Annotated in this window: 21 protein-coding genes; 7 read left to right on the top strand and 14 right to left on the bottom strand. The window is 34.1% G+C overall.

The window, feature by feature from the left end:
- Positions 1–624: 624 nt before the first annotated feature.
- On the bottom strand, positions 625–1,212 hold the full coding sequence (locus IEX65_RS26770) for a hypothetical protein (protein WP_188771281.1): 588 nt from the start codon (positions 1,210–1,212) through the stop codon (positions 625–627).
- A gap of 266 nt (positions 1,213–1,478) precedes the next feature.
- Positions 1,479–1,703, bottom strand: a complete 225-nt coding sequence (locus IEX65_RS26765) for a hypothetical protein (RefSeq protein WP_188771279.1) — start codon at positions 1,701–1,703, stop codon at positions 1,479–1,481.
- A 301-nt stretch (positions 1,704–2,004) separates the two neighbouring features.
- Between IEX65_RS26765 and IEX65_RS28165 the strand changes: the two genes are divergently transcribed.
- A complete protein-coding gene (locus IEX65_RS28165; RefSeq protein WP_262891882.1) occupies positions 2,005–2,139 on the top strand; it encodes a hypothetical protein in 135 nt (44 codons plus the stop codon).
- 137 nt (positions 2,140–2,276) lie between these two features.
- Positions 2,277–2,417, top strand: a complete 141-nt coding sequence (locus IEX65_RS26760; RefSeq protein WP_188771277.1) for a hypothetical protein — start codon at positions 2,277–2,279, stop codon at positions 2,415–2,417.
- Positions 2,418–2,946: 529 nt separating this feature from the next.
- Here the strand turns inward: IEX65_RS26760 and IEX65_RS26755 are convergent.
- From IEX65_RS26755 to IEX65_RS26710, 10 genes are all read right to left on the bottom strand, one after another.
- The gene (locus tag IEX65_RS26755) at positions 2,947–4,380 is read right to left on the bottom strand and encodes a hypothetical protein (protein ID WP_188771275.1); all 1,434 of its coding nucleotides are present in this window, start codon (positions 4,378–4,380) and stop codon (positions 2,947–2,949) included.
- Positions 4,381–4,387: 7 nt separating this feature from the next.
- Positions 4,388–5,053: a S1 family peptidase gene (locus IEX65_RS26750; RefSeq protein ID WP_188771273.1), complete on the bottom strand. Its 666-nt coding sequence runs from the start codon at positions 5,051–5,053 to the stop codon at positions 4,388–4,390.
- Complete coding sequence (locus tag IEX65_RS26745; protein WP_188771270.1) at positions 5,050–6,207, bottom strand: hypothetical protein; 1,158 nt, start codon at positions 6,205–6,207, stop codon at positions 5,050–5,052. The genes IEX65_RS26750 and IEX65_RS26745 overlap by 4 nt, the downstream gene beginning before the upstream one ends.
- Entirely contained in the window at positions 6,204–6,947 is a 744-nt protein-coding gene (locus IEX65_RS26740) for a hypothetical protein (RefSeq protein ID WP_188771268.1), read from the bottom strand. The genes IEX65_RS26745 and IEX65_RS26740 overlap by 4 nt, the downstream gene beginning before the upstream one ends.
- Positions 6,948–7,355: 408 nt before the next feature.
- Complete coding sequence (locus IEX65_RS26735) at positions 7,356–8,276, bottom strand: hypothetical protein (protein ID WP_188771266.1); 921 nt, start codon at positions 8,274–8,276, stop codon at positions 7,356–7,358.
- A 389-nt stretch (positions 8,277–8,665) separates the two neighbouring features.
- Positions 8,666–9,586 (bottom strand): hypothetical protein, encoded by a 921-nt coding sequence (locus tag IEX65_RS26730; RefSeq protein ID WP_188771264.1) that lies wholly within the window; start codon positions 9,584–9,586, stop codon positions 8,666–8,668.
- Positions 9,587–9,656: 70 nt separating this feature from the next.
- The gene (locus IEX65_RS26725) at positions 9,657–9,902 is read right to left on the bottom strand and encodes a hypothetical protein (RefSeq protein ID WP_188771262.1); all 246 of its coding nucleotides are present in this window, start codon (positions 9,900–9,902) and stop codon (positions 9,657–9,659) included.
- 82 nt (positions 9,903–9,984) lie between these two features.
- The gene (locus IEX65_RS26720; protein ID WP_188771260.1) at positions 9,985–10,566 is read right to left on the bottom strand and encodes a hypothetical protein; all 582 of its coding nucleotides are present in this window, start codon (positions 10,564–10,566) and stop codon (positions 9,985–9,987) included.
- A gap of 388 nt (positions 10,567–10,954) precedes the next feature.
- On the bottom strand, positions 10,955–11,344 hold the full coding sequence (locus IEX65_RS26715) for a hypothetical protein (protein ID WP_188771258.1): 390 nt from the start codon (positions 11,342–11,344) through the stop codon (positions 10,955–10,957).
- Between the two features lie 425 nt (positions 11,345–11,769).
- Entirely contained in the window at positions 11,770–12,210 is a 441-nt protein-coding gene (locus tag IEX65_RS26710) for a hypothetical protein (RefSeq protein ID WP_188771256.1), read from the bottom strand.
- A 298-nt stretch (positions 12,211–12,508) separates the two neighbouring features.
- Here IEX65_RS26710 and IEX65_RS26705 point away from each other — a divergent pair, with 298 nt between their 5' ends.
- Positions 12,509–12,721, top strand: a complete 213-nt coding sequence (locus IEX65_RS26705; protein WP_188771255.1) for a hypothetical protein — start codon at positions 12,509–12,511, stop codon at positions 12,719–12,721.
- Here IEX65_RS26705 and IEX65_RS26700 read toward each other — a convergent pair.
- Complete coding sequence (locus tag IEX65_RS26700; protein ID WP_188771253.1) at positions 12,689–13,861, bottom strand: tyrosine-type recombinase/integrase; 1,173 nt, start codon at positions 13,859–13,861, stop codon at positions 12,689–12,691. The two genes, IEX65_RS26705 and IEX65_RS26700, sit on opposite strands and share 33 nt — an antisense overlap.
- 345 nt (positions 13,862–14,206) lie before the next feature.
- Here IEX65_RS26700 and IEX65_RS26695 point away from each other — a divergent pair, with 345 nt between their 5' ends.
- The 4 genes from IEX65_RS26695 to IEX65_RS26680 all read left to right on the top strand — a co-directional run bounded on the left by IEX65_RS26695 (position 14,207) and on the right by IEX65_RS26680 (position 23,634).
- Positions 14,207–16,072 (top strand): sensor histidine kinase, encoded by a 1,866-nt coding sequence (locus tag IEX65_RS26695; protein ID WP_188771251.1) that lies wholly within the window; start codon positions 14,207–14,209, stop codon positions 16,070–16,072.
- 5 nt (positions 16,073–16,077) lie between these two features.
- Positions 16,078–16,830 (top strand): LytR/AlgR family response regulator transcription factor, encoded by a 753-nt coding sequence (locus tag IEX65_RS26690; protein WP_188771248.1) that lies wholly within the window; start codon positions 16,078–16,080, stop codon positions 16,828–16,830.
- Between the two features lie 229 nt (positions 16,831–17,059).
- A complete protein-coding gene (locus IEX65_RS26685) occupies positions 17,060–22,999 on the top strand; it encodes a beta strand repeat-containing protein (RefSeq protein ID WP_188771246.1) in 5,940 nt (1,979 codons plus the stop codon).
- Positions 23,000–23,307: 308 nt separating this feature from the next.
- Positions 23,308–23,634, top strand: a complete 327-nt coding sequence (locus IEX65_RS26680; RefSeq protein ID WP_188771244.1) for a LytTR family DNA-binding domain-containing protein — start codon at positions 23,308–23,310, stop codon at positions 23,632–23,634.
- Between the two features lie 111 nt (positions 23,635–23,745).
- On the opposite strand, the gene IEX65_RS26675 is transcribed toward IEX65_RS26680, so the two are convergent.
- Positions 23,746–25,101, bottom strand: a complete 1,356-nt coding sequence (locus IEX65_RS26675) for a TlpA family protein disulfide reductase (protein WP_188771242.1) — start codon at positions 25,099–25,101, stop codon at positions 23,746–23,748.
- Positions 25,102–25,192 lie beyond the last annotated feature (91 nt).

The raw sequence follows: 25,192 nt of genomic DNA, 5'->3' as shown, positions 1-25,192 counted from the left end.
CAGCAAAACTTGCGAGAAAAATACTAAAAAAACAACCGCAAAAAAGTCTTTTAAGTCTGAAATTTGACTGCGTAGAACAGGCAAAAAAGTCTTTAAGTCTTATGTTTTAAATGCTAAAAAAAACGCTGAGATTTTTGATTTTGGTGTTGTTGCAAAAATCTAAAAAGAGCAAATAAAAAGACTTGCGTTGAAATTTTTCCAACGACCAGCATTATGATGGTTTTTGGAGTGTTTTTAGAGTTAATTTGTTAATTATCAAGCCTTTACATAATGCTTTCGTGTTGGGACTTCGGAACTTTGCGACCGCTCTGATTTGGTGTCGCGAGACACCAAGCACACCAACGAACCCATCCCATCAACTAAATTGCTGAAAGCAAATCTGCACTCAAAAATCTAAAAAAGCAAACGAGTTCATGGAAATTTTGAGATTTGGGACAAAAGTTGCGAAACTACCACGCAGATTTCTTGTCGCAAACCCACTTTGAGAGCAGAAAATCCAATAAAACTGCCAAAAAGCTGTCCTGTCCGCCAAAAATTATGCGTTTGAAAAACTGAAAACCCAGTGAATTTTGCTCGTCGACCGAGACTTTGAGTTTGACCAAACTTAAGAAGCATACGATTTTATTACGTATCATATTCACCATCCCAAGGTTCACTAAATGCTATTGTGCTACTTGGGTCTAATTCAATTCTCTCATAATCATCATCTGTTTTAGGAATAAGCCCAAAAGTGATTCCATCTATTTCTATTTGGAATGGTACAACTTTAATGTTACAGAATCTTAGTTTACCTAAACTTTTTACTAATTCGTCAAGTTTTTTATTAGTATCACAATTCAGTTCTGCTGTTGTGCCAGCATACCAATATTTGAATGATTCAAGGCTGCCATTTTTGTCAAAGATATATAAAACAACATATTCATGACGATTTTTTTGCCATTCTGTTTCATTAATGGAAGGCTTACTTACAAAATGTTCATATCCAAAAAATTGTTTACCACTATCAAATTTACCTATATAGTGAGTATGATAATCTTCAATGCGTAAGATTTTTATTTTTTTTGGAATCATATGTTTTAAAAAATTCCAACGACCAGCATTGTGATGGTTTTGGAGTGATTTTAGAGTTAATTGATTAAATATCAAGCCTTTACATAATGCTTCGTGTTGGAGACAAACCAACTTAGCGAACCGTTCCGATTTGATGTCCACCAACAGAGCTGCGTGCTAAGATGAAAAAAAGCGTAGAAACTGCTCTAATAGAATGTCACTCACCAAATCTGCATACCAAGTTCTGAAAAAAGAAAATGAAAAGCAAAAGAATTTATTTTTTGGAGTGAAATTTGAGTGAATACCACGCATTGGAAATGTCGAAAATGACTATGCGTTTGAAATTTTACGGAGAATTTACACTTAAAAACTTCGCTTTGAATTTGTCAACCGAACTTAAAAAACTTAATAAAAAAGAACGCTTTTAATTACAAAGGAATTTTATCCCAGCCATTAAGTGGAATATTTTTCAATGTGTCAGGCACAGGTATATTCCATATTAGTTTTGAAACATCAAGGTCATCACAAGCAAACTTTACAAAGTATCTTTTCTTTTCATTAATGTTAAATTCCATAAATGATTTATAATCTTTCAACCCTTCACCATCAGAACCTGAAAACTCATGTCCTTTATATTTAAATGAATATGTCAATGTTTTTGATGTAGTCATTCCGCCTGAACGTCCTGTAATAGTAGCTATTGTGATTCTGCTACAAGAGGATAATTTATAATCATTATGATAATGATGCAATAAAACACTTGCTATTATAAATAAACATATACCATAAGCCAGCTTGTTTTTTTCATGCTATGAAAATTATTAAAAGTCAAACCAAAGGTTTGTACTTTAAAGTATATTTTTGTCCACGTTTCCAACAACCCGCAAGTGCGATGATTGGAATTTTATTTTGAGTTAATTAATTGATTATCAAATTTTTACGCACTTGCAAGAGTTGGAATTAAGCAAACTTAGCGACCGCTCTGATATGCTGTCCGAAGGACAGCCGCACGCCAACGAACCCAAGCCAGTAAAGTTAGCTGCCGCAAGTAAATTTGCACGGAAAAATCTAAAAAAGCAAATGAGTTGAGAAATAATTTGATTTTCGGAGAAAAAGTTGCGAAACTACCACTCAGAGAACTTGTCGAAGGGTAACTTTGCGAGCAGAAAACCTAAAAAAAACTACCAAAACGATGTCTTGTCGCAGGAAACTATGCGTTTGAAAAAATGAAAAAACCAGCGATTTCTGCTTGTCGCAAAAGTCTTGAAAACTTTATAAAAATAGCGAAAAGAGTAAAAAATAGCAAAACTTGCGAGAAAAATACTAAAAAAACAACCGCAAAAAAGTCTTTTAAGTCTGAAATTTGACAGCGTAGAACAGGCAAAAAAGTTTTTAAGTCTTATGTTTTAAATGCTAAAAGAACGCTGAGATTTTTGATTTTGGCGTTGTCGAAAAAAACTAAAAAGAGCAGATAAAAAGACTTGCGTGAACCATCTTCCAACGACCAGCATTATGATTGTTTTGGAGTAGTTTTAGAGTTAATTTATTAATTATCAAGCCTTTACATAATGCTTCGTGTTGGAGAGAAACCAACTTTGAATGCCAACGCCGATAAAAAGTCGCCCGAAATGATGCGTGCTAAGGACTAAAAAGCGTAGAAACAGCTCTGCCCAAATGTCACCTACCAAATCCGCATACCAAGTTCTGAAAAAAGAAAATGAAAAGCAAAAGATTTTTTTTCGGAGTGAAATCTGAGTTAATACCACGCTAATCGAATGTTAACCGAACCTGTTAACTGGGACATTTTGCTGAGAATTAACACCTTGAGCTTCGCTTTTGTCATGTTGCAAGTGCCTAAAAATCTGTCAAACTATTTCAGCAGCATATGAATTTAAATTATTGTGCTTTCCAAATACCTTTAAGTCTGTATGATATTGATATTCCATAATTAAATCCATTTTGTTTTATTTCAAGAAAAGGAAATTTTGAAATATTGTATGATTGATTTAAATTATTTATTGCTGCTACATCAAAAGAGAATGTATTATTTACTATATTATTGAGGTAATAATTAACATGAAAATCCGCTCTAAATTTCCACGCCATTAAACTTAAACGTGTAGAAATAAGATTAACAAATCTATTTGTTTTTGTACTCTCAGAGAACGATACATTGCTTCTATCACTACGTATATAATCAAATTTAATTGGAGATGACAAAAGGGGGGTATAGCCAAATCCAAGACCAAAGTAATAATCGGATTTGAGAAAGTACCTCCGTTCCATTAAAAATGAAACGGAATAAGTTTTAGATTTAGCATTTAAATATTTAATTCCAATTGAATTTGTTGTATTTCCTCCAATATATAGAAATGTACCTCCAATATTTGTTGAACCGAGTTGAGGAGAAATTGTCATAGACCATTTATCATAATTATCAGGATTTAAGATTATGTTTAAGAAAAGGCTTTTATCATCTGTTATCTTTCCAGATGTGAACGGTTGTAAGTTCATACCCGTTGACAAATTACCTCCAAAAGTATAATCAATCGGATAGTTTTTTGTTTCTCTGTATTCTTTTTTACTTCTTTTTTTTATCTCAGCAAGCTTTTTCTCAACTTCTTTTTGTTCTCTTATCTCTTTTTCGCATGGTGTTTCTTTTTTGTTATCTTCAAGAAGTTCAAAATATTTACATCTTATAAATCCTTTATTTTGACTGTATAATAAATCTCTAATTTTACTTATCTCAATTACTTCTGCTATATTTGTTTTATTTTGGTAGTTAGAATTAGCTATTACTCCTACCACTTTGTTGTCGTAAATTAGTGGAAAACCTCTTTCAAAAACTCCTCCAGTCTCAATTTTAAATCTTCTTATATTTGAAATAGTGTTAGCATAATATAAACTGTGAAACATATTCAAGCGTAAGTTCATTTTATCATCTGATGTTGGAGGCTCTGTATCTATAAAGGTATTATGTTTCCCTAAATCAAGATTATAAAGACTGAGGTAAAAAGGTCTTACCCATTCTTTTTCTACATTACTATTGCTAAAATACAACCCAATTTTATAATTTTCAAAAGGGAACTCTACAATTAAAGAACCTTCTAATTTATCTCTTGATGTTTTAAGAGTAGTATAATTTAATAAAACGGGTAATTTTTTAGTTTTATCTGTAATTTTAATAAAATACAAACTATCTTTTTCATTTGATGCAACGATTAGACCATATCCATCTAAGCCAAATTTCAATATTGAATTTGAAATTAAATCTTGTGCCATTAGTATATTACTAACAAAAAAGAAAAGTAAAAATATTCGTGTTTTCATAAAATTATTAATTACAAAAATCGGTTTCTATCAATTGCCAAATTTTACTATCAAAAGAATCTATCCATTTTTTTACAAGATTTATTCGATACGCTCTGCAAATACCATTTCCTCTTTGTTCAATCGCTATACCGATAACCCCTCTATTACATAATAACATTGTACCTGAGTTTCCATTACCAATCAGAGTTTCAGAAATCTCATAAATATCGTTTTCTTCATACCATTTGTTTATAATAGCTTTTATTGTTTTAGGCTCTAACTCTTTTTTTTGACCTAAAACATCAACGTAATATACTAAAAATAATTTAGAAGATGATGGGTCTGATAGTTTAATATGATTGTATGTATTCCAAGAATAATTTAGTTTAGGAATACTTAATAATGCCAAATCTAAATCATTACTTTTTCGTCTAATTTTACTTGGAATATTGATTAATTCATCTGTTAAATCAACTAATAATGAAGCATTCACTCCATCAATGATATGTTTTGCAGTTATAATAAAAAGAGAATCACTATTCTGACCAATTATGAATCCTGTTCCGATTTCATTGTTTTCTACGTTATTAATTCTCACAGTGGATTTTAAATATAATTCAGAATTTGCTACTTGAGCAGATATTTTTGAAATACTTAAAATATGTATAATCAAATAAATATAAGTTTTCATTCTTTTTTCGTAGTTTTTAAAAAATGGTTTAACAAAATGGGAATACTTGCAAAAAGTAAAGCCCAAATATATGAAGGCATAGAGAAATACAGCCATTTCCATATTTTGGGCATTATATTTTTATCTTTTTCATTCAAAATTAATTGACCAGAAATTAGTTTATTTACCTCACAATCAAAATGAATAGTAAAGTTGCCGTTTATATTTTTTTTAATGGTGACTTCGGTTGGAGAAGTTAGAGAAAAAGAAAGAGTATCTCTTAAATTTAATAAATGAGGCTTTTGCTCAATTTCAAGAAAATTAACTTGCCCTGAAATAATTGAGGAAATAGGCTTTTCTGCACCAGATATATTAGTTTCTTCTAAAAAAGTTAATGAATCAATTAAAATAGGTTTGATTGATAGATTTGGATGAACTAAACTAATATTGAAACGCTCGTTAAAATTTAATTTCTTTTCAAAAATTATTGAGAATGTATTATCGGAATCAAACTTATCTGAACTTCGTTTCTCATTTATAATTAATTCTCGGTAGTTATTGATTTCACCACTAATATATGAAATTGAAGAATCAGTAGTAAAATAAATATTCGATTGTTCTATCGTAGGCGATTCAAATCTAATTTTAGTGTGAGGAGATATTTTATTAATTGTAGCTTCAACTACTCCCTCGATTGTACTGTCTGCAACTGCTTGAATTTTGAATTCACCAACACCATTACTTAGTCCAGACAATATTTTACTTTTACTGATTGACAGACTCTTTTTTGAACTCAAGTTAATGAAATTATCAAAACCCTTATGAGAATTTGGGAATATTGTGAATGCACTCACTTCCACATCTACACTGATTTTAGTAGAACTAACTTTTTTTTCGATTATTATTATTACAAAAACTATTGTAACAAAAGACACTATTTTTGTTATCCAATTTATTATTTTAATTAAATTCAAATCTATCAAATATTCAATATTTTTTAAATTTGATAATTCTTTTTCTTTAAAATTTGTATTTAAACCATTTAAAACTCTATTATACTCTTCGTTAAGTTTAGAGTAGTTTTTTAAGTTATTAACAGGAGGTATAAAAAAAACAAGAAAGTAATTCAATACTTTCTTGAAAAAAGACAAAAACATACGTATAATTTTTATCATGGTATGTAAACTTTAAGCGTTTTTGGTATCCATCTATTATTTCCTGCTATTTGTGCTTGAATTTCAATACAAATCTTAGTGGTTTTTAATTCATTCGGTATTACTAATTCGATTGCTTCTTCTTTTTCAAAAGATGTATTAATTGCTATATATGGTTGCGTTGGATTACATTCTCCATTCTTATATACTGAATATTTCCATTTTACTTGAGATATTTTAACATTTGAAGCAAGTTTAATTTTTATTTCAGAATTTTGAGTTGGGTTCAATTTTGACGATACAATTACTGGTACATACTCCATTTCCGAGTTCGGAAGTTCAATATAACCAAAAATACCTAAATTATTACTTGAAATTCGTTGAGGTAAAATAACTTCTCTCAATGGAATTTGTTTAGATTTTCCATCATTAATTACCATGTCTATTTGATAATTCATATTTATACCATAGCTAACTCCTGTAATTTTGGTTTCTTTGATATTTTGAATTTTTGGCAAGGCGACTCTCAAAACTTCATTGCTATTCATCTGATATTCAATGTCTCCTTGTGTCACAGATACCACTTCAATAATTGAACCTGAAATTTGAGTTTTAAAAAGTCCTTCATATCGTTCATCGCTTGTACGTTTCTGATAGCCAAATTTACCTTGTTCAGCATTTTGTAATACATTTTTATTCGGTTGCTGTGAATACAGTTGAAAGGATATAAATATAAGAATGTATGTTTTAAGATATTTCATGATATTTATGTTTTCGTTCCAACGACCAGCATTATGATGGTTTTTGGAGTAATTTTAGAGTTAATTAGTTAATTATCAAGCCTTTACATAATGCTTTCGTGTTGGAACAGATGAACTTTGAGACCGCTCTAATTTGGTGTCGAAAGACACCAAGCATGCCAACGAACCAAACTAACCCCACAAAATATGATGCTGAAAACTAAATTTGCACACCAACCATTACCCGCCAATAAAATGTCCCGAGCCAAATCTGCATACCAATTTCTGAAAAAATAATTTGAAAAACAAATGATTTATTTTTTGGAGTTAAATTTGAGTGAATACCACGCATTCAAAATGTCGGACGAGCCTAAGAGCGAAAATTTGTGCTATTAAATCATTTTATAACTTACGAATCTAAAGACTAAATCAATCATTTTTTGAATAAAAATCTTGAGTATATGAGAAATGAATGTTATTCCCACGAATAGATTCATTGAGCTCATGAATTTTAGGTTTAATTTTGGAATCAATATATAAATTATTGTAAATCTCCTTCAACCACTTATATTTTAGAAATACATCTGGAGAATCAAATGAACTATCTAACCCATTTATTATTGTATTTTTAGCTCGATTAATAGAATTTTTTAAAATGTTTGTATTTCCAAAAAGTGCATCTTGAACAACTTCAAAATATTTTAATTGGTGAAATCCAACCAATCCATCCTCAAACCTTTCAACATAAAGGTGATATGGATAACTTTCAGGCTTGGATTTATATGGATAATTTAGTTGTTTAATTAATTTATCGGTTAGAATAATCCTTGGGTACTTTGCATAAGAATTTTCAAAAGTATATGCGTCGATTAAAGCTTGACCCAACACAATGCCATTTTTTTCATGAATTAGCTGTCCTACTGAAATAGCACCTCTCCATAGAATATTAGCTTGAACTAATATGGAGCCAACTTCAGATAAATTAGTAATTAAAGTTGATGTAACTTCATTGATGTTTGTATCATTTACAAGGATTGAAATTACTATTGAATCTGAAAATGTAGTACATTGTACAGAACCTTCGATTTTGAAATTATCAATACCTTTAGATTGAGCATTTTCTTCAATTGAAACGATTTCAGTTGACCATTTACTTGGTCTTTCAAAAGATTTAAGGAATTTTAGAACTTTATAGAGCAATTCTATTTTTTCAATATTACTTGTTGATTCTTTTATTAATTGTTTGAACCCAAGAATATCAATAAATGCAGTAACCCTATTTTCGTATGAAATTTGCTTTGAATTTGCCATTTTAAATAGGATTGCTTTTAAACTTCCAACGACCAGCATTGTGATGGATTTGGAGTTAATTTTGAGTTAATTTATTAATTTTCAAGCCTTTACATAATGCTTCGTGTTGGAGGCAGACCAACTTTGCGAACCGTTCCGATTTGATGTCCACCAACAAAGCTGCGTGCTAAGATGGTAAAAGCGTAGAAACTGCTCTAATCGAAAGTCGCTGACCAAATCTGCATACCAAGTTCTGAAAAAAGAAAATGAAAAGCAAAAGAATTTATTTTTCGGAGTAAAATTTGAGTTAATACCGCACATTGGAAATGTCGGCTGAGCCTGTAAATTGGGATACTTTGCTGAGAATCAGCACTTTGAATTTCGCTTTTGTCTTGTTGCAATTGCCTGTGAGTGAAAATAAAATTATCAAACTATTTTGGCATCACGTTTTAAAACAAATCGCAAAAGTCCATATTTTTCGACATTTCTTCTTTTTTTACTTCTACTCTTCTCTCTTCTGCTCTATTCCATTGTGATTGAAAATGTTCATCTAATATTTTGAATAACGGTTTCGAAGCGTCACATATCTTAAATTGATAAGTATTAGAAGCTAAGTTGTTATCAAGATAATGTCCCATTAAAAATGTATCACCATATCCAACTAAGGATATACCAATAAAATTATCGTGACGTAGGCATTGAAGACTTCCTTTGAGGTTTGTTTTATTGGCTTCTTGCTTAATCGTTTCTAAAATAGACCAATTCCTAATAATTTCATTTTTAATTATTTCTGGAGAATATCCACCTAAAGCAGTACTTCTTTTGATAATAGCTTCTTCTGAAGATGGAGATAAGACAAGAATTTTAATGTTACATTTATTACGAAGAGCTTCCAAAATTGGGGTTTTAAGAATGTCTAAATGAGGAATCCAAATATGTAGGAAAATTATATCTTTCCCTGCAAGTTTACTAATTTTCTCACCTAACTCTTTAGCTTTTAGTTCATCGTATATATCAATCAACCCAGCATTTCTTAAGTTATTAGAACTCGAAGCGGTTTTATCTGCAATCTTTAAAATAATATTCTCAATAACTTCAAGTAAGTGCTCTCGAAGTAGAAATTCATAAATTACAGAAACAAAACCAACAGCAGCTAATGTTATTCCTAATTCATGCAAGAATGACAAAAAAAAGTAGTCATTACCTGTTTTTTTGAAATATAAATAAATAAAAATTAGTAGCCATCCACTTATTAAGCTTAAAATAGCATAAACTTGAACTCGCTGTTCAAAAAGTTTCTTTATATATTCTGTATTTATTTTAGACTTTTCTTTATTTTCAGTCTTGCTACTCTTTTCTTGTGTTTCCATGTTTTTCATTGAGTTTGATTTATTCCAACGACCAGTATTATGATGGTTTTTGGAGCGAATATTTAGTTAATTACTTGATTATCAAACCTTTACTTGCTTGCTCACTTTGGAGAAAAGCCAACTTTGCAAGCTCTTCATTCCGAGTTTCACCCGAAAAATAAGCGACCCAAGGATATAAAAAACGTACTATAAACCGCAAAGCTTTTGAGAAAAAAGCCTTTGTAAACCACGCTAATTTCGTGTCGAAAGTAACGATGAGAACAAAGAACCAAAAAATAGCGAAGTTTTCGAGAGTCCACGCTTGAAAATTTCGCATTGAAATTGTCGAAAGTGCCTGTGAGCTAAACTTGACGAACTAAAGTTAATTAAAAACTTTTAAATTGTCAAATTTATGAAATCTATTTTGGCTTGGATTTTTGAGAATATAATAATGAATCTATACGTACCTTGGTTTTTTGTAGGCTTTGGTGTTGGACTGCAAACTTGCCTTCTAATATTCTATATTTTTTAGATAAACTATCAATCAATTTTTCTTTTCCTTTTGATTCAGAATATTGATAAAGAGAAAACATAAATGACAACACGGTAGCAATACCAGCTACCCAAGCGGCTACCATCGAGTTTTTAGAAGATTTTGAAGCTGTTAGGTTAGCTTCATGTGCTTCAAATTCTCGTAACTCTTTACGTTCTTTTTCATCTTTTAAGAAATCTAAATACTCATAGTAAGTTTTAAAATCTCGTATTAATTCAAGCCCTTTACTTGAAAATTTTAAAGCTTCATCTGAGTGCTTATCGAAAAAGTCTGATTTACACAAAATGAAAAATATTTTTTGGTATGTTACTCCGCCACGCTCAAGGTCTTGGATAAAGTCAAAATCATAAAACATTTTAAAAATGATTCCATCTTGATTTAATTCAACATAAGCATCATTTATTATTTTGTTAATATCCATTTTTGAAAACTTTCCAACGACCAGCATTGTGATGGACTTGGAGTAAATTTAGAGTTAATTAATAAAGCATCAGACCTTTACACAATGCTTTCGAGTTGGACTAAACCGACTTTGCGTCCGCTCTGATAAGACGTCCGACGGACGGCTTGCACGCTAAGAACCCAATCCAGCAAGGCTGAATGCTGGAAGTAAAATAGCACGGAAAAATACAAAAAAGCAAATGAGTTGGATAAAACTTTGTGAGTCGAAGAAAAGTTGGCAAAAATACCACTCAGAGGAGTTGTCGCCAGCCCACTTTGCAAGCTGGAAAATTTACATGGTGAACCAAAATGCTGCTACGTCGCAAAATTAGGCGTTTGAAACGCTTGAAAACTTAGCGAATTCGGCTCGTCGGAGGTTAGCTAAAACTGTCAAACTATTTTAACTGGGTTTGATAAATTCCCGAAAAGAAAAGATTTACGACTATTAATATTGATGTAAATGGTAAAAAATGATGAAAAATTACTTTCTCTCCACCTGTTAAAAAATAAATAAGAATCAGTGGAGTAAAAAATACAATTAGTGAATTTACAATCTGTTTTTTGAAAAAGCCGATATTGGTTGATTTAGTATTATTTAAGTTTAGAACAATTTGCGAAAAGAAATTAATTATACTTGAAATAAGTGTAACAATTATCATTGCTAAGGCTTCTACATTTTCTTTTCCTGTTCCCGAAAAATATTGCATTAGCTTATATCCAAAAAGAAGTATTATAATAAGCCTAATTGCTTCATAAAGATATAGAAATATTACATTATTTTTCATATTATAGATGCTTGCGTGAACCTCGTTCCAACGACCAGCATTGTGATGGACTTGGAGTAAATTTAGAGTTAATTAATAAAACATCAGACCTTTACACAATGCTTTCAAGTTGGACTAAACTGACTTTGCGTTCGCTCTGATAAGACGTCCGAAGGACGGCTTGCACGCCAACCAACCCAAGCCAGCAAGGCTGAATGCCGGAAGTAAAATTGCACGGAAAAATATAAAAAAGCAAATGAGTTGTATAAATCTTTGAGAATCGAAGAAAAGTTGGCAAAAATACCAATCAGAGGACTTGTCGCAGACCCACTTTGCAAGCAGAAAACCCCAAATAAAAATGCCAGAAAGCTGTCCCGTCAACTGAAAATTATGTGTTTGAAAAACTGAAAAACCAGCGAATTTTGCGTGTCGAAGGTTACTAAGAGCTAAAAACTACATAAAAAATCTCCGCATGCACAAACTTTTGTTTGAATGTTGTAAAATTTATCACTTGATTTTAACTTCAGATGAATTGAGTCGAAATCACAATTGCTTACTACTAAATTATGGAGTTGATTTTTAGAAGAATTAAATTGAATATACCCACTGCAAATATCAGATGAGATAGTTAATTTTTGAGCTATTTTATTGTAATTGACAACGATTGTACTTCCATTTTTTGGCGGAACAATAACTTCATAATAATCCTGATTTAAATAATTCTCTGTTACGAGTTGGTCAAGTTTCTTTAAAATTGCTTTTTGTGTAGTTTTATAATCTGTACTTTCTCTGTAATAAAATGTGTTTTGTAAAACTGAATTTTTATACCTGTTTGTAAGAAATAGGATAACAATAAATCCAAATACTGCAAAGATTATTTTTTTCATGTGTGGAACACTTCCAACTTATAATTAGACGAAAGGCGTCTAACTACAAGTCATTGATTATTAGTTAGTTAAACGGTTCTTTTCTGAGCGTTATATTGCAATATTAATCTCTAAATCTTACAATTCCAAAAAGTTTATTTAGTTTTTATAAATACTACATATTACATAGCTATAAAATACTGATAAATAATTAGTTATAGTTGTGTATAAATTTATATTATAATTTCTTTATCTCATAAAAATTATTTAACTTTACATTATTATAAATCATTAATTATAAGATATTTGTCATATTGCAATGATAATAGTTAAGCAAAAAATTATAAAAGCAAAATGGCTGATTGATGGACAACCTGATTTCTTTATTGGTGAAGATAAGAAAATGTATCGACTGAAAACCCAGCGAGAAATCAAGCTAACCCTCAATGGATACACCAAGGGCTATTACCTTAATCGGAAGTTTTTTAGTCTTCATCAACTACGTCCGCTTCTGCGAAAGATTGATGTTTAAGAGGTCAAATGGACTACTAACTTGTCGTAACGCCTGACTGTGTACGTGCGTATATCGCATGGTGGTAGCAATATCGCTATGGCCCAGTAGCTCTTGTATATATCTGATGTTTACACCCGATTCGAGTAGATGAGTGGCAAAACTATGGCGGAGCGTATGCACGCTTGCCTCTTTGTTGAGTTTGCATTGTTTCACCACATTACTGAATACTATCTGAATGCTTCGTTCGCTCAGTGGCTCGTCTTCAAACTCATTTTCAAACAAATATTCCTTTGGGCGGTGTGCTGCGTAATATTCTCTCAATAAGCTCAATATTTTATCTGATAAAGCCACATAACGGTCTTTTTTACCTTTGCCATTTTTGATGAAAATAGTTTTATTATACCGATTAATATCTGCTATTTTCAGATTTGTTGCTTCTCCGATTCGGATTCCTGTCGAATAAATAAGGCTAAAAATTGCACGATATTTCAAGCTGGTTGTTTTCTGTAAAATCAGTTCAACTTCTTCTTTACTCAATACCTTGGGCAGTTGTTTGGCTTTGATTATTCTGGGCATTTCAAAATACGACGTTTTTTCAAGGCCAAGCATATTTTCACGGTAGTATTTATACGCATTGATAACAGTATTGAGGGATGAGGCCGAAAGTTTTCGTTTACTGACCAGAAAATCGAGATATTGCTCAAATTGTGCTTTGGTGATATTCTTCAGTTCGGTGTCATGAAAATAGTGGATTAGTTTGATAAGCTGACTGCGGTAATTCGTAATGGTTTTATGACTATAATTACGTACTCGCATATTCTGGCCTAATTCCGCAATGATTGGATGTTTATAAATTTCGCTATAAGTTGGCTTATTTGACCACGATTTTCGGAACCGAGCAAAGTATTGATTGATTTCAGCTTTTGAGATATTGGGCTTGTATTGTAAAATGATTTCTTTCGAGAATTTACAGTTGTTTTTACCGAATAGTTGTCCAATCATCGAAACGCTTTGTCGGGTATTAGGAACCACCCACGCTTGGCGAGAGCGACTCCACCTGCGTTGTGGAACTTTCATGATGATTGGATTGGAACTTCGGTCTGAAAATCGGACCATTAAGAGGTCTGACTCATTTCTATCTTTTAGGATTTCTATCATTTCAGCAGCAATTTTTCTACTGCTAAATTAATGAAAATTATGCAGATGTAAAAGTAAAATTAACTAAAAAATGGTGTTTTTTCTTGAAAAAAGCAATATATTCGTTTATAAATCTTAGATAATCACTTATGATTTCAAAACCATCACTTATCAATCATTCATTGCTTTTTGTTGATTAAAGACCTACCTTGAAGTCTCGTTACCCAAAAAGTTTACGTTATTCTACACAAAACCAGTCAATAAAATTTGCTAATCTTGACTGCATATTTTAATAGATTTTATTTAAAATCGTAACTTGTATTGAAAGCCCAAAAACTAACGCTATTTCTACTACCTATTAATGCTATGAAAAAAAATATAATGGTGTTTGTGTATTTCATCTTTTTGGGAAATACGGCATTGCAAGCACAACAAAATTGTAATTGCAACGAAGCCAGCCAACAGCTGTTTGATGTGCTGAACACCAACAATGATTCGACGGCGGTTGTGAAATATATCACGACTCTCAAAATGAGCAAAAATAAAATTTGTCAGGTCAATGCAATGACATTTGAAGTTGATTTTTGGGCAACCCGCCGACGCTTAGACAAAGTACTCTCACTCATTGAAACTCAAGAAAAAATAATCAATGCTCTAAACTGCAAAAACGAATTAAGCATACATACTTACCTCAATTATTTGCGGTATTATAAAGCCAAAGAAGATTTTGAAAATATATCATTATATGCTTTTAAGGCTTTGGAAAATGCTGAGACACAGGCCAATACCGATAGCGAATTAAAGGCAATAAAGTATTTGGTATATCTTTTTACCCGTCAAAATCAAGATGATAAGAATTGGGCTTATATAAAAAGAGGCGAAAAAATTATTTTGACCTCTTCCGACAATTATTACACTGCCTTAAATTATAACTGGCTTGCGTTTGAATATGAAAATAAATATACACAAACTCAAAGAAAGACATTGCTTGATTCGGCTTTGATATTTGCAACAAAAGCAAAGTTGATGGGTGCAAAATACCAAAATTATGAGCAGTTAACGGCTTCTTATCGGGTATTCGAGTCGGTTGCCTATCATCGAAATAACCTAAAAAAGGCGGTTGCGTATATGGATACCGCATTGAACTACGCAAAAAAGATAAAAATACCGACCAATTTAGCTTCGATGTATCTGGCAAAAGCGTGGGATTTGGTTGATTTGAAGGAAAATACAAAGGCAATTGCCACGATGGATACGAGTATTTTGTACGCCGAGAAGTTCAATCATGGCACTATTGCTTCAATTGGGATTTATTCAGAAGGAGTACAGATTTATGAGCAAGCTGGAAATTTACCCAAAGCATTTGCTTCTTTGAAAACATACGAACACCTAAAAGACAGCCTTTTCAAGGTTCAACGTTCGGAAAAAATAAACGAACTCGAACAAAAATACAACAAAGCCAAAAACGAAAAAACAATCAAGGAACTTGCCCAACAGCGGAGTATCTATCTTTTGGTGGCTTTGGCCGGAATTTTGGGAGTTGTGATTATTGCGTTTTATTTACGTCAGCAATCATTGAAACACAAAAAAGATATTTTGGAAACCGAACAAAGGCTTAATCGGGCAAGGATGAATCCACATTTCTTTTTTAATGCCCTAACGACACTACAAAAATTTGCTTTGCGAGAAAACGATGGACAAGCTTTGGCGAGTAATTTGTCGAAATTTAGTAATATCATGCGTGAAACCCTCGAAAGTACTTACAAGGAATATGTGACTGTTGAGCAAGAAATTGAATTTTTGAATGAATATTTGGAGGTGCAGAAAATCCGTTTTCCTAAGACATTTAGTTATGAGGTAGTGGCCAATAATGACATCGAGATTGACGATGTGCTGATTCCATCAATGATTATACAGCCATTTGTCGAAAATAGTATCGAACACGGCTTTGTAGGAATTGATTATGCAGGTAAAATTAGTGTGATTTTCAGTGCCGAAAACCAAGAATTATTGATAAAAATTGAAGACAATGGTAAAGGATTAAGCACAACAATTAAGGAAGAAAACGAACATATAAGTCGAGCAAGTCAGATTATCAAAGACCGTATCTATTTGCTTAATATCAAACTCAAAACAAAAGCTGGTTTTAGTATAGCCAATGCCGAATCGGGGCAGGGGGTAGTCGTAAAAATACATTTACCCTTGCTCTATAAATCGGAGTCAAATATTTGATAGACATGAAGATATTATTGATTGATAATGAGCCAGAAATTAGGGCGGTTTTGAAAGAAATGGTTTTGGCTTGGAGCAAAGGTCAGCACATTGTAGATGAGGCTGATGGTGTAAGTAGTGGCCTACAAAAAATCAGCACTTTTGTACCTGATGTTGTGCTGCTCGATGTTGAAATGGACGATGGAACAGGTTTTGATTTATTGAAACAATTAGTAAATCCTACTTTTCAACTGATTTTTACAACTGCTCATAATCAGTATGCCGTGCAGGCATTTAAGTTTAGTGCTATTGATTATTTATTGAAGCCCATTGACCCCGTTGAGCTTAACGAAAGTCTTACAAAAGCTTCTATGAAGATTGCCAACAACACTCTTCAAAGTCAGCTTGCGGTCTTGATGCAGCAGCTTTCGCCTAAATATGAGCATGAAAAGCAAATCGTACTGAAAGACATTGAAAAAACATATTTTCTAAAGATAAATGATATTCTCTTCTGTGAAGCCGAAGGCTCATATACGAAGTTTTATTTAGTAAATGGCGAAACCATTTTTGTTTCCCGCAACCTCCGTTCTTATGAAGAATTATTAGCCCCTGCGGGCTTTATTCGTACCCATCATTCGTGTTTAGTAAATCCCTCAAAAATTAAGGTGTTCGACCGCAAAACCGATAACGGAATTTTGATTCTTGAAAGTGGCCATCTGATACCAGTTTCTCAAAGAAAAAAAGATTTTGTAATACAGCTTTTAGAAAATAGAGGTTAACCCCATTTTATATTTAATAGGCGTATAAGTTGCTGATAAACAGTGATTTGTATGCTTTTTTGTATTTTATTTGTCGTCTTCTTTAGCAGATGTAAATTATAAGGCATCATTTGCGAAACGCAACTCTTCATTTGTGAAATGCCGCAATATTCTTCTTCAAATTGAAATTAACTTGTCAATATTTTCAAGGAAATATTGTCTTCTTTTACCAAAAAAGTAACCCCAAGCTATGAAATCACTACTACAAAAAGCAATGTTTTATTGGGCATCATTTTTTCTATTATTGATGTTGCCAATGAGTAGCTTTTGCCAAACAGTTTTATACTCCGAAAGTTTTGAAACTGATGGCGAAGGAACACGATATACTACAAATACTTTTTCATTTTGTTCGGGTTCGCCAGGCAATAATCCTGATTACTTTTTAAGAACAAACACAAATCCTGCCACCCCTCCAGGCTGCACAATTGGGCATGCAGATGCTTTGACAAATATTCAAGGTTCTTATTTTTGGGCAAGTGAAGATATTCGTTCGAGCAGTCCTGTTCCAAATGCACAACCACCTGGAAGTATTGTTACGTCTTCTATTAATATAAGCGGATACTCTTCTTTGGCGGTTTCTTTGTATTTAGCCACATCTTCAAATAATGGAACCAGATGGGAAATTGCCGATTCGATTAATGTGCAAGTAAGTATCAATGGAGGTGTTTTTAATGCCGTTGGTCGTTTTATGGGAGATGTAGTGACAGGAGGACGGTTAAGAATTGATAGCAACCTCGACGGTATTATTGATGCAAATGATGTTTCGACAACTTGTGACCAACTAAATTTTACAAAATATACTTTCTCGATTCCATATACAGGAAATACTATGCAGGTCAAACTGGACTTTGACCAAGTAGGGGGAACAGAAGAGTTAGGAATTGATTTGATTGAGGTGACTGGAAATTTTACAGGTAATGTTTTTTGGCAAGATAATTTTGAAAACGCCACTACACCTGATATTCCAGCTGGTAGCACTCGTACACCTTCAATTAACATGGGTTCAGCATTACCAAGTGTTGCTTATTTCAAGAGAAGCACAAACACTATTACCGATATTAGCTTAAACGCATTATTTGGTTCAACCTATGCAGGTATGTCTGGGACATATATTTGGGCAGGAGAAGACCATGATAATATTGATGGAACGGCGGGCGAACCTCCTTTTTCGTTGGAGACTATCGAATGGACTAATATTAATATTTCGGGGAAGTCGAATATTTCATTTAAAGGGCTTTTAGCTGCCAATAATGTAAGTGGTTCATGGGATAATAGTACTAATACTGGCGGCTCCGACCCTGCTGGGCCTACTGGAATTAATGATTATATTATGCTGGAATATGCTATTGATGGTGGAGCTTATACTCGATTAGCACTTTTTATTGGTGATAATATCGTAGGCCCTATTGGCACTGCAAAAAAACTTAAAGAAGACACAAACAATGATGGTGTTGGTGATGGCCTTGAATTAACAAATAGCCTTACAGAGATTGTAAAATCTATTACAGGAACTGGTTCTACGATGAAAATTCGTTTGTCGGTTTACTCAAATGGCAACAACGAAGAGTGGGCAGTGGATAATTTCAGATTAGAAAATGTGGTAGCTACGAGTCCAGAAATAGCAGTAAAGGGGAATAATATCAATATCACTGATGGTGATAATACTCCTTCAGTAACTGACCACACTGATTTTGGTTCGGTTGCAACAAGCTCGGGTGCAATTATTAGAACTTTTATAATAGAAAATACTGGTACTGGGGCATTAAATTTATCAGGTTCACCAAAGGTTGCTATTAGTGGAAATACTGCTGATTTTACTGTTAGCCTTCAGCCTTCAACACCAGTAGCTGCAACAAATGGAACAACTACTTTTCAGATAACATTTGACCCAACAACCACAGGTTTGAGAACTGCAACTGTGAGTATTGCCAATGATGATGCTGATGAAAACCCATTCACTTTTGGTATTCAAGGAGTTGGTAATTGTGACGCAGGAACGTTTCCGCCTGCGAGTATATCAGGTAATACAAATTTGAGTTGTTCTGTAACGAGTGTTCAACGAACCGCTTCGGGTGGAGGAACGTACCAATGGTCAAATAATCTTGGTACAAATTCAGCGATTAGCATTACATCATCAGGCACTTATACGGTTACGATTACTGGAACAAATGGCTGTACCGCTACCGCTACAACTTCAGTGACCCTTGATAACACCCCACCCAATGCCAGTATATCGGGTAATGTAAATTTGAGTTGTTCGGTAACGAGTGTTCAGCGAACAGCTTCGGGAGTTGGCAATTATTTATGGTCGAATAGTTTGGGTACATCGGCAACTGTAAATATCATATCATCAGGCACTTATACGGTTACGGTAACTGGAGCAAATGGCTGTACCGCTACTGCTACGACTTCAGTGACTCTTGACAATACACCCCCAAATGCCAGTATATCGGGTAATGTAAATTTGAGTTGTTCGGTAACGAGTGTTCAGCGAACAGCTTCGGGAGTTGGCAGTTATTTATGGTCGAATAGTTTGGGTACATCGGCAACTGTAAATATCATATCATCAGGTACTTATACCGTTACGGTAACTGGAGTAAATGGCTGTACCGCTACTGCTACGACTTCGGTAATCCTTGATAACATACCACCCAATGCCAATATATCGGGTAATGTAAATTTAAGTTGTTCGGTAACGAGTGTTCAGCGAACAGCTTCGGGAGTTGGCAGTTATTTATGGTCGAATAGTTTGGGTACCTCATCAACTGTAAATATCACATCATCAGGGACTTATACGGTTACGATTACTGGAGCAAATGGCTGTACCGCTACGGCTACGACTTCAGTGACTCTTGACAATACACCCCCAAATGCCAGTATTTCGGGTAATGCAAATTTAAGTTGTTCGGTAACGAGTGTTCAACGAACAGCTTCGGGAGTTGGCAGTTATTTATGGTCGAACAGTTTGGGTACCTCATCAACTGTAAATATCATATCATCAGGGACTTATACCGTTACGGTAACTGGAGTAAATGGCTGTACCGCTACTGCTACGACTTCGGTAACCCTTGATAACACCCCACCCAATGCCAGTATTTCGGGGGATGCAAATTTGAGTTGTTCGGTAACGAGTGTTCAACGAACAGCTTCGGGAGTTGGCAGTTATTTATGGTCGAATAGTTTGGGTACCTCATCAACTGTAAATATCACATCATCAGGGACTTACACCGTTACGGTAACTGGAGCAAATGGCTGTACCGCTACTGCTACAACTTCGGTAAGCCTTGACAACACCCCACCCAATGCCAGTATATCGGGTAATGTAAATTTAAGTTGTTCGGTAACGAGTGTTCAACGAACGGCGTCGGGAGTTGGCAGTTATTTATGGTCGAATAGTTTGGGTACATCATCAACTGTAAATATCATATCATCAGGAACATATACAGTTACGGTAACTGGAGTAAATGGCTGTACTGCTACTGCTACGACTTCGGTAACCCTTGATAACACCCCACCCAATGCCAGTATTTCGGGGGATGCAAATTTGAGTTGTTCGGTAACGAGTGTTCAACGAACAGCTTCGGGAGTTGGCAGTTATTTATGGTCGAATAGTTTGGGTACCTCATCAACTGTAAATATCACATCATCAGGGACTTATACGGTTACGATTACTGGAGCAAATGGTTGTACCGCTACTGCTACAACTTCAGTAAGCCTTGACAACACCCCACCCAATGCCAGTATATCGGGTAATGTAAATTTGAGTTGTTCGGTAACGAGTGTTCAGCGAACAGCTTCGGGAGTTGGCAGTTATTTATGGTCGAATAGTTTGGGTACATCGGCAACTGTAAATATCATATCATCAGGAACATATACAGTTACGGTAACTGGAACAAATGGCTGTACCGTTACTGCCACGACTTCGGTAACCCTTGACAATACCCCACCCAATGCCAGTATATCGGGTAATGTAAATTTGAGTTGTTCGGTAACGAGTGTTCAGCGAACAGCTTCGGGAGTTGGCAGTTATTTATGGTCGAATAGTTTGGGTACATCGGCAACTGTAAATATCACATCATCAGGTACTTATACGGTTACGGTAACTGGAATAAATGGCTGTACCGCTACTGCTACGACTTCGGTAACCCTTGATAACACCCCACCCAATGCCAGTATATCGGGTAATGTAAATTTGAGTTGTTCGGTAACGAGTGTTCAACGAACGGCGTCGGGAGTTGGAAGTTATTTATGGTCGAATAGTTTGGGTACATCGGCAACTGTAAATATCATATCATCAGGCACTTATACGGTTACGGTAACTGGAACAAATGGCTGTACCGCTACTGCTACGACTTCAGTGACCCTTGATAACACCCCACCCAATGCCAGTATTTCGGGTAATGTAAATTTGAGTTGTTCGGTAACGAGTGTTCAACGAACTGCCTCGGGAGTTGGAAGTTATTTATGGTCGAATAGTTTGGGTACATCGGCAACTGTAAATATCATATCATCAGGCACTTATACGGTTACGGTAACTGGAACAAATGGCTGTACCGCTACTGCTACGACTTCGGTAATCCTTGATAACATACCACCCAATGCCAGTATTTCGGGGGATGCAAATTTGAGTTGTTCGGTAACGAGTGTTCAGCGAACAGCTTCGGGATTTGGCAGTTATTTATGGTCAAATAATTTGGGTACATCATCAACTGTAAATATCATATCATCAGGGACTTATACGGTTACGGTTACTGGAACAAATGGCTGTACCGCTACCGCCACGACTTCGGTAACCCTTGACAATACCCCACCCAATGCCAGTATTTCGGGGGATGCAAATTTGAGTTGTTCGGTAACGAGTGTTCAGCGAACAGCTTCGGGAGTTGGCAGTTATTTATGGTCAAATAATTTGGGTACATCATCAACTGTAAATATCATATCATCAGGGACTTATACCGTTACGGTAACTGGAGGGAATGGTTGTACTGCTACTGCTACGACAAGTGTTACATTTACCAATGACCTTAATATCTCTGCCTCGAACACAGGGCCATATAATGTTGGCCAAACCATTGAATTAAATATAATAGCTGGAATCGGAACAACACCTTCAAGTTATATTTGGACGGGGCCCAATAGTTTTAGCAGCACAAATTCGACCGTAATTATTTCAAATGCTTTACCTATAAATGCTGGTATTTATACCGTTATGGCTATTGGTGGAGTTTGTTCAGCAACCACAACTACCAATGTCATTGTTTCGGGAGTTGACCCTTGTACACAAATCCTTGATTTACAGTTCGTTAAAGCAGGAAATCCTTATCAGTCTTTGGTTTCGTTGAGTAATGGTCTGACTATCCAACAACTCACTGAACCAACATCTATTTTAGCTGTTCCTCTTTGTTCAAGCATTATTATCGAAAGTATTGAGATGAACATCGTTGGGCCTCAACAAAATTGGACAATTCTTCAAAATGTTCAACCTTTTGCTCTTTTTGATAATTTAGGACAAGATGTTTTCGGTAGAAATCTTCTTCCTGGTACTTATACGGTTACAATCACAGGCTATGCCCAAGATAATCGTGGTGGAGGAATTACCTATGGGCCTGTTTCTACTACTTTTACGATTGTCGGAAGTTTATCGACAATCTCTATCCCTACGCTCAGTAACAATTCGATTTGTGCAGGTAGTTCGGTAGATGTTAGTTTTTCGACAAATGGAGCATTTAATTTGAACAATAATTTTATTATACAACTCTCAGATGTTAACGGAAGCTTCAGTAATTCAACGAATATTGGAACTACCACCTCTGCTGGGACTATCACTTGCCAGATTCCAATGGTTACAACAGGAGGAACTAACTATCGTATAAGAGTAATTTCTTCAAATCCTATTTTGGCTGGAAATCAAAGCTTAAATACTGTTTCGGTCATTCCTGCTACAAACACGATTACGAATAATGTAACAGGTACTATAACCGAACAAGCTGTACAAAGAATAGCTGCTTCCAATAAGGTAAATGCACCGGCCAATGTAGCTTATCAGGCAGGAAAAGTAATTGAACTGCTGGCAGGTTTTGTGGCCAATAGTGGGACGGTGTTTAAGGCTGAAATTAGAGCTTGTAATTAGCTTTTGATGAAGGTAAAATCATGAATTATACGAGATTTGGAGTCGTGCAATATCACTTACAAAACAAATCATATCATTCATGAAAAGAAACAATTCACTACTGAGATGGGGGTTTTTATGTATAAAATAAGGTTTATCTTGCATTTATATACGTAACTCAAAACACATTAAACAAAACCATGAAACGAAAATTATCCATTTTCATCTTACTAATCCTGTGTGTTAGTGCCTGTACAGGATACGAATGGCAAATATCTCCTAAAAGCCAAGGAAAACACAAGGTTATTCTCGCATTTTAATAAGCATCCATGATGAATACAGTGAAAATATTGCACAAAAAAAGAGTCTTTGCTGATGAAATAGTCATGCTCAAAGGAAATGTAAATTATACAGAGCTTCACTTCAAAAACGGCAAAAAAATTATCTTAGCCAAAACACTAAAAATCTTGTATAGTACTTTTTCTGAACACGGTTTTTTTAGAATAAATCGTTCTAATGCAGTTAATATCAGATATTTATCAAAAACTCTTGAAAACTACGCAGTCGTGAAATTAGTCAATAATGTTGAACTAAATGTATCGAGAAGGAGACGAAAACACCTAAAAGAATTTATTTACGAAACTACAAATATTTAAAATTTTAATAGGAGTAAGCACACAAACAGCGTGGGTTGTTTAGTAAGTTTCAAATGCAAGCAAATTATATAAAATAAGACTCATTGAGTCTTATTTTTATTTTCAAAAAGTTTATTTCTTCTGGTCTAAATATTTTATGTAGTCTTCCAAAAGAGCAGGATTTATTTGCTTTCCTACAATTCTTTTTTGAGAATCCAGCACAAAATCAGTTGGGTATTCTACCGTATTATATTCTTTCACGAAGTTGATGATATTATTTTTATCCATCAAATTTAAGAGGTTTTGAGTGTGATATTTGGCAATAAAATTACGCCACTTGGCTTCGTCACGTTCTACTGCAACGGCAAAGAATTTAACACCTTTGACTGCTAATTTAGTTTGTAGTGCCGCTACTTTAGGGGCGTGTTCTTGGCAGTGAGGGCAGTCGAGGCTATAAATATAGAGTATCGTATAGCGTGCTTGAATATCGTGTAAAGAATACATTTTCCCATCAGTGCCAGTTACGGTCATATTCGGAATTTTCTTACCGAGTAGGAGGGGGCGGAGCGTATTTGCCCGAGATGTCATTTGCTTGAGTGCCGAAGCATCCCACAAGTTTGGTTCATTGATATAATAGCGGTCAATTAGATGTATATATACGTTTTCAGCTCCAATAAATGGCTTTTTTTGATAGAAATTGAGCATTTTCGAGGCAAAATATTTTCTAAAAGCTGGCACTGGAGCCTTTTGCATGAGTGCATCTACCGATTTTATGGCAGAATCAGCCACTTGATAAGTAAGTTTCTGAATGTATTCGTCGATTTTTGGTTCAATCAGATTCGTCCGAGTCAATCGTTCGTCTCCTAAATTTATATTGTCAAATAAATGATTTTTGTAATAGTGGTATACCTTGTCATTATCGGGTTTTCCGTTGGGCAGCGTAAAGGTCGGAATATAAGGTATTTCGTTGGCTGCCAAAATACTGGTAGCCAAATGCCCGCTTTTTTCTTTAAAAAAGCTTGTTTGAAAAGTGTATAATTCTTGCTGAATCTTGCTATTTTGTTCTGTACTTAACCGAGTTTTTAGAGATGCTTGTCGAGGGCGAACAAAATTAATATAGCTATAATAAAGCGTATTTTCGTCTGAGTTTTTGAAAGAAATGTGATTGTTTAAATTTGCAAAATCAGTCGAAAATTCAAAATTTTGGCCTGCTCCAATTACTAAATCAAGGCGTTTTTTTGTCGGGAACTCAACAAAATAAAGTCCTTCAGCGAGTTGTTGATTACCTTCAAAAACAAAATTACCTTTGGTATCAACCTTGGCAGTATCAACAAAAACAACCTGATTCGACGAGCCAAAATAATAACCTAACAGACATTTATTTGCCTTTAAATCTTTTATATTTCCTACTATTTGATAACCTGCTATGGGTTCTAATGGCTCAAATAATAGTAAATTTATTATGACAATAAAATAAAATCTGAACATTGGCAAATATATTTTAAGAATAAAAACTTCCATAAAACAGTGTTCTTAAATAAACATATTTAGGAAGTTTTTATTCGTTAAATTCTATATA

The organism is Emticicia aquatilis (assembly GCF_014644295.1).
Taxonomy (GTDB): domain Bacteria; phylum Bacteroidota; class Bacteroidia; order Cytophagales; family Spirosomataceae; genus Emticicia; species Emticicia aquatilis.
Note: the sequence above shows the minus strand (reverse complement) of the source record. Positions and strands in the feature narration are given on the sequence as shown.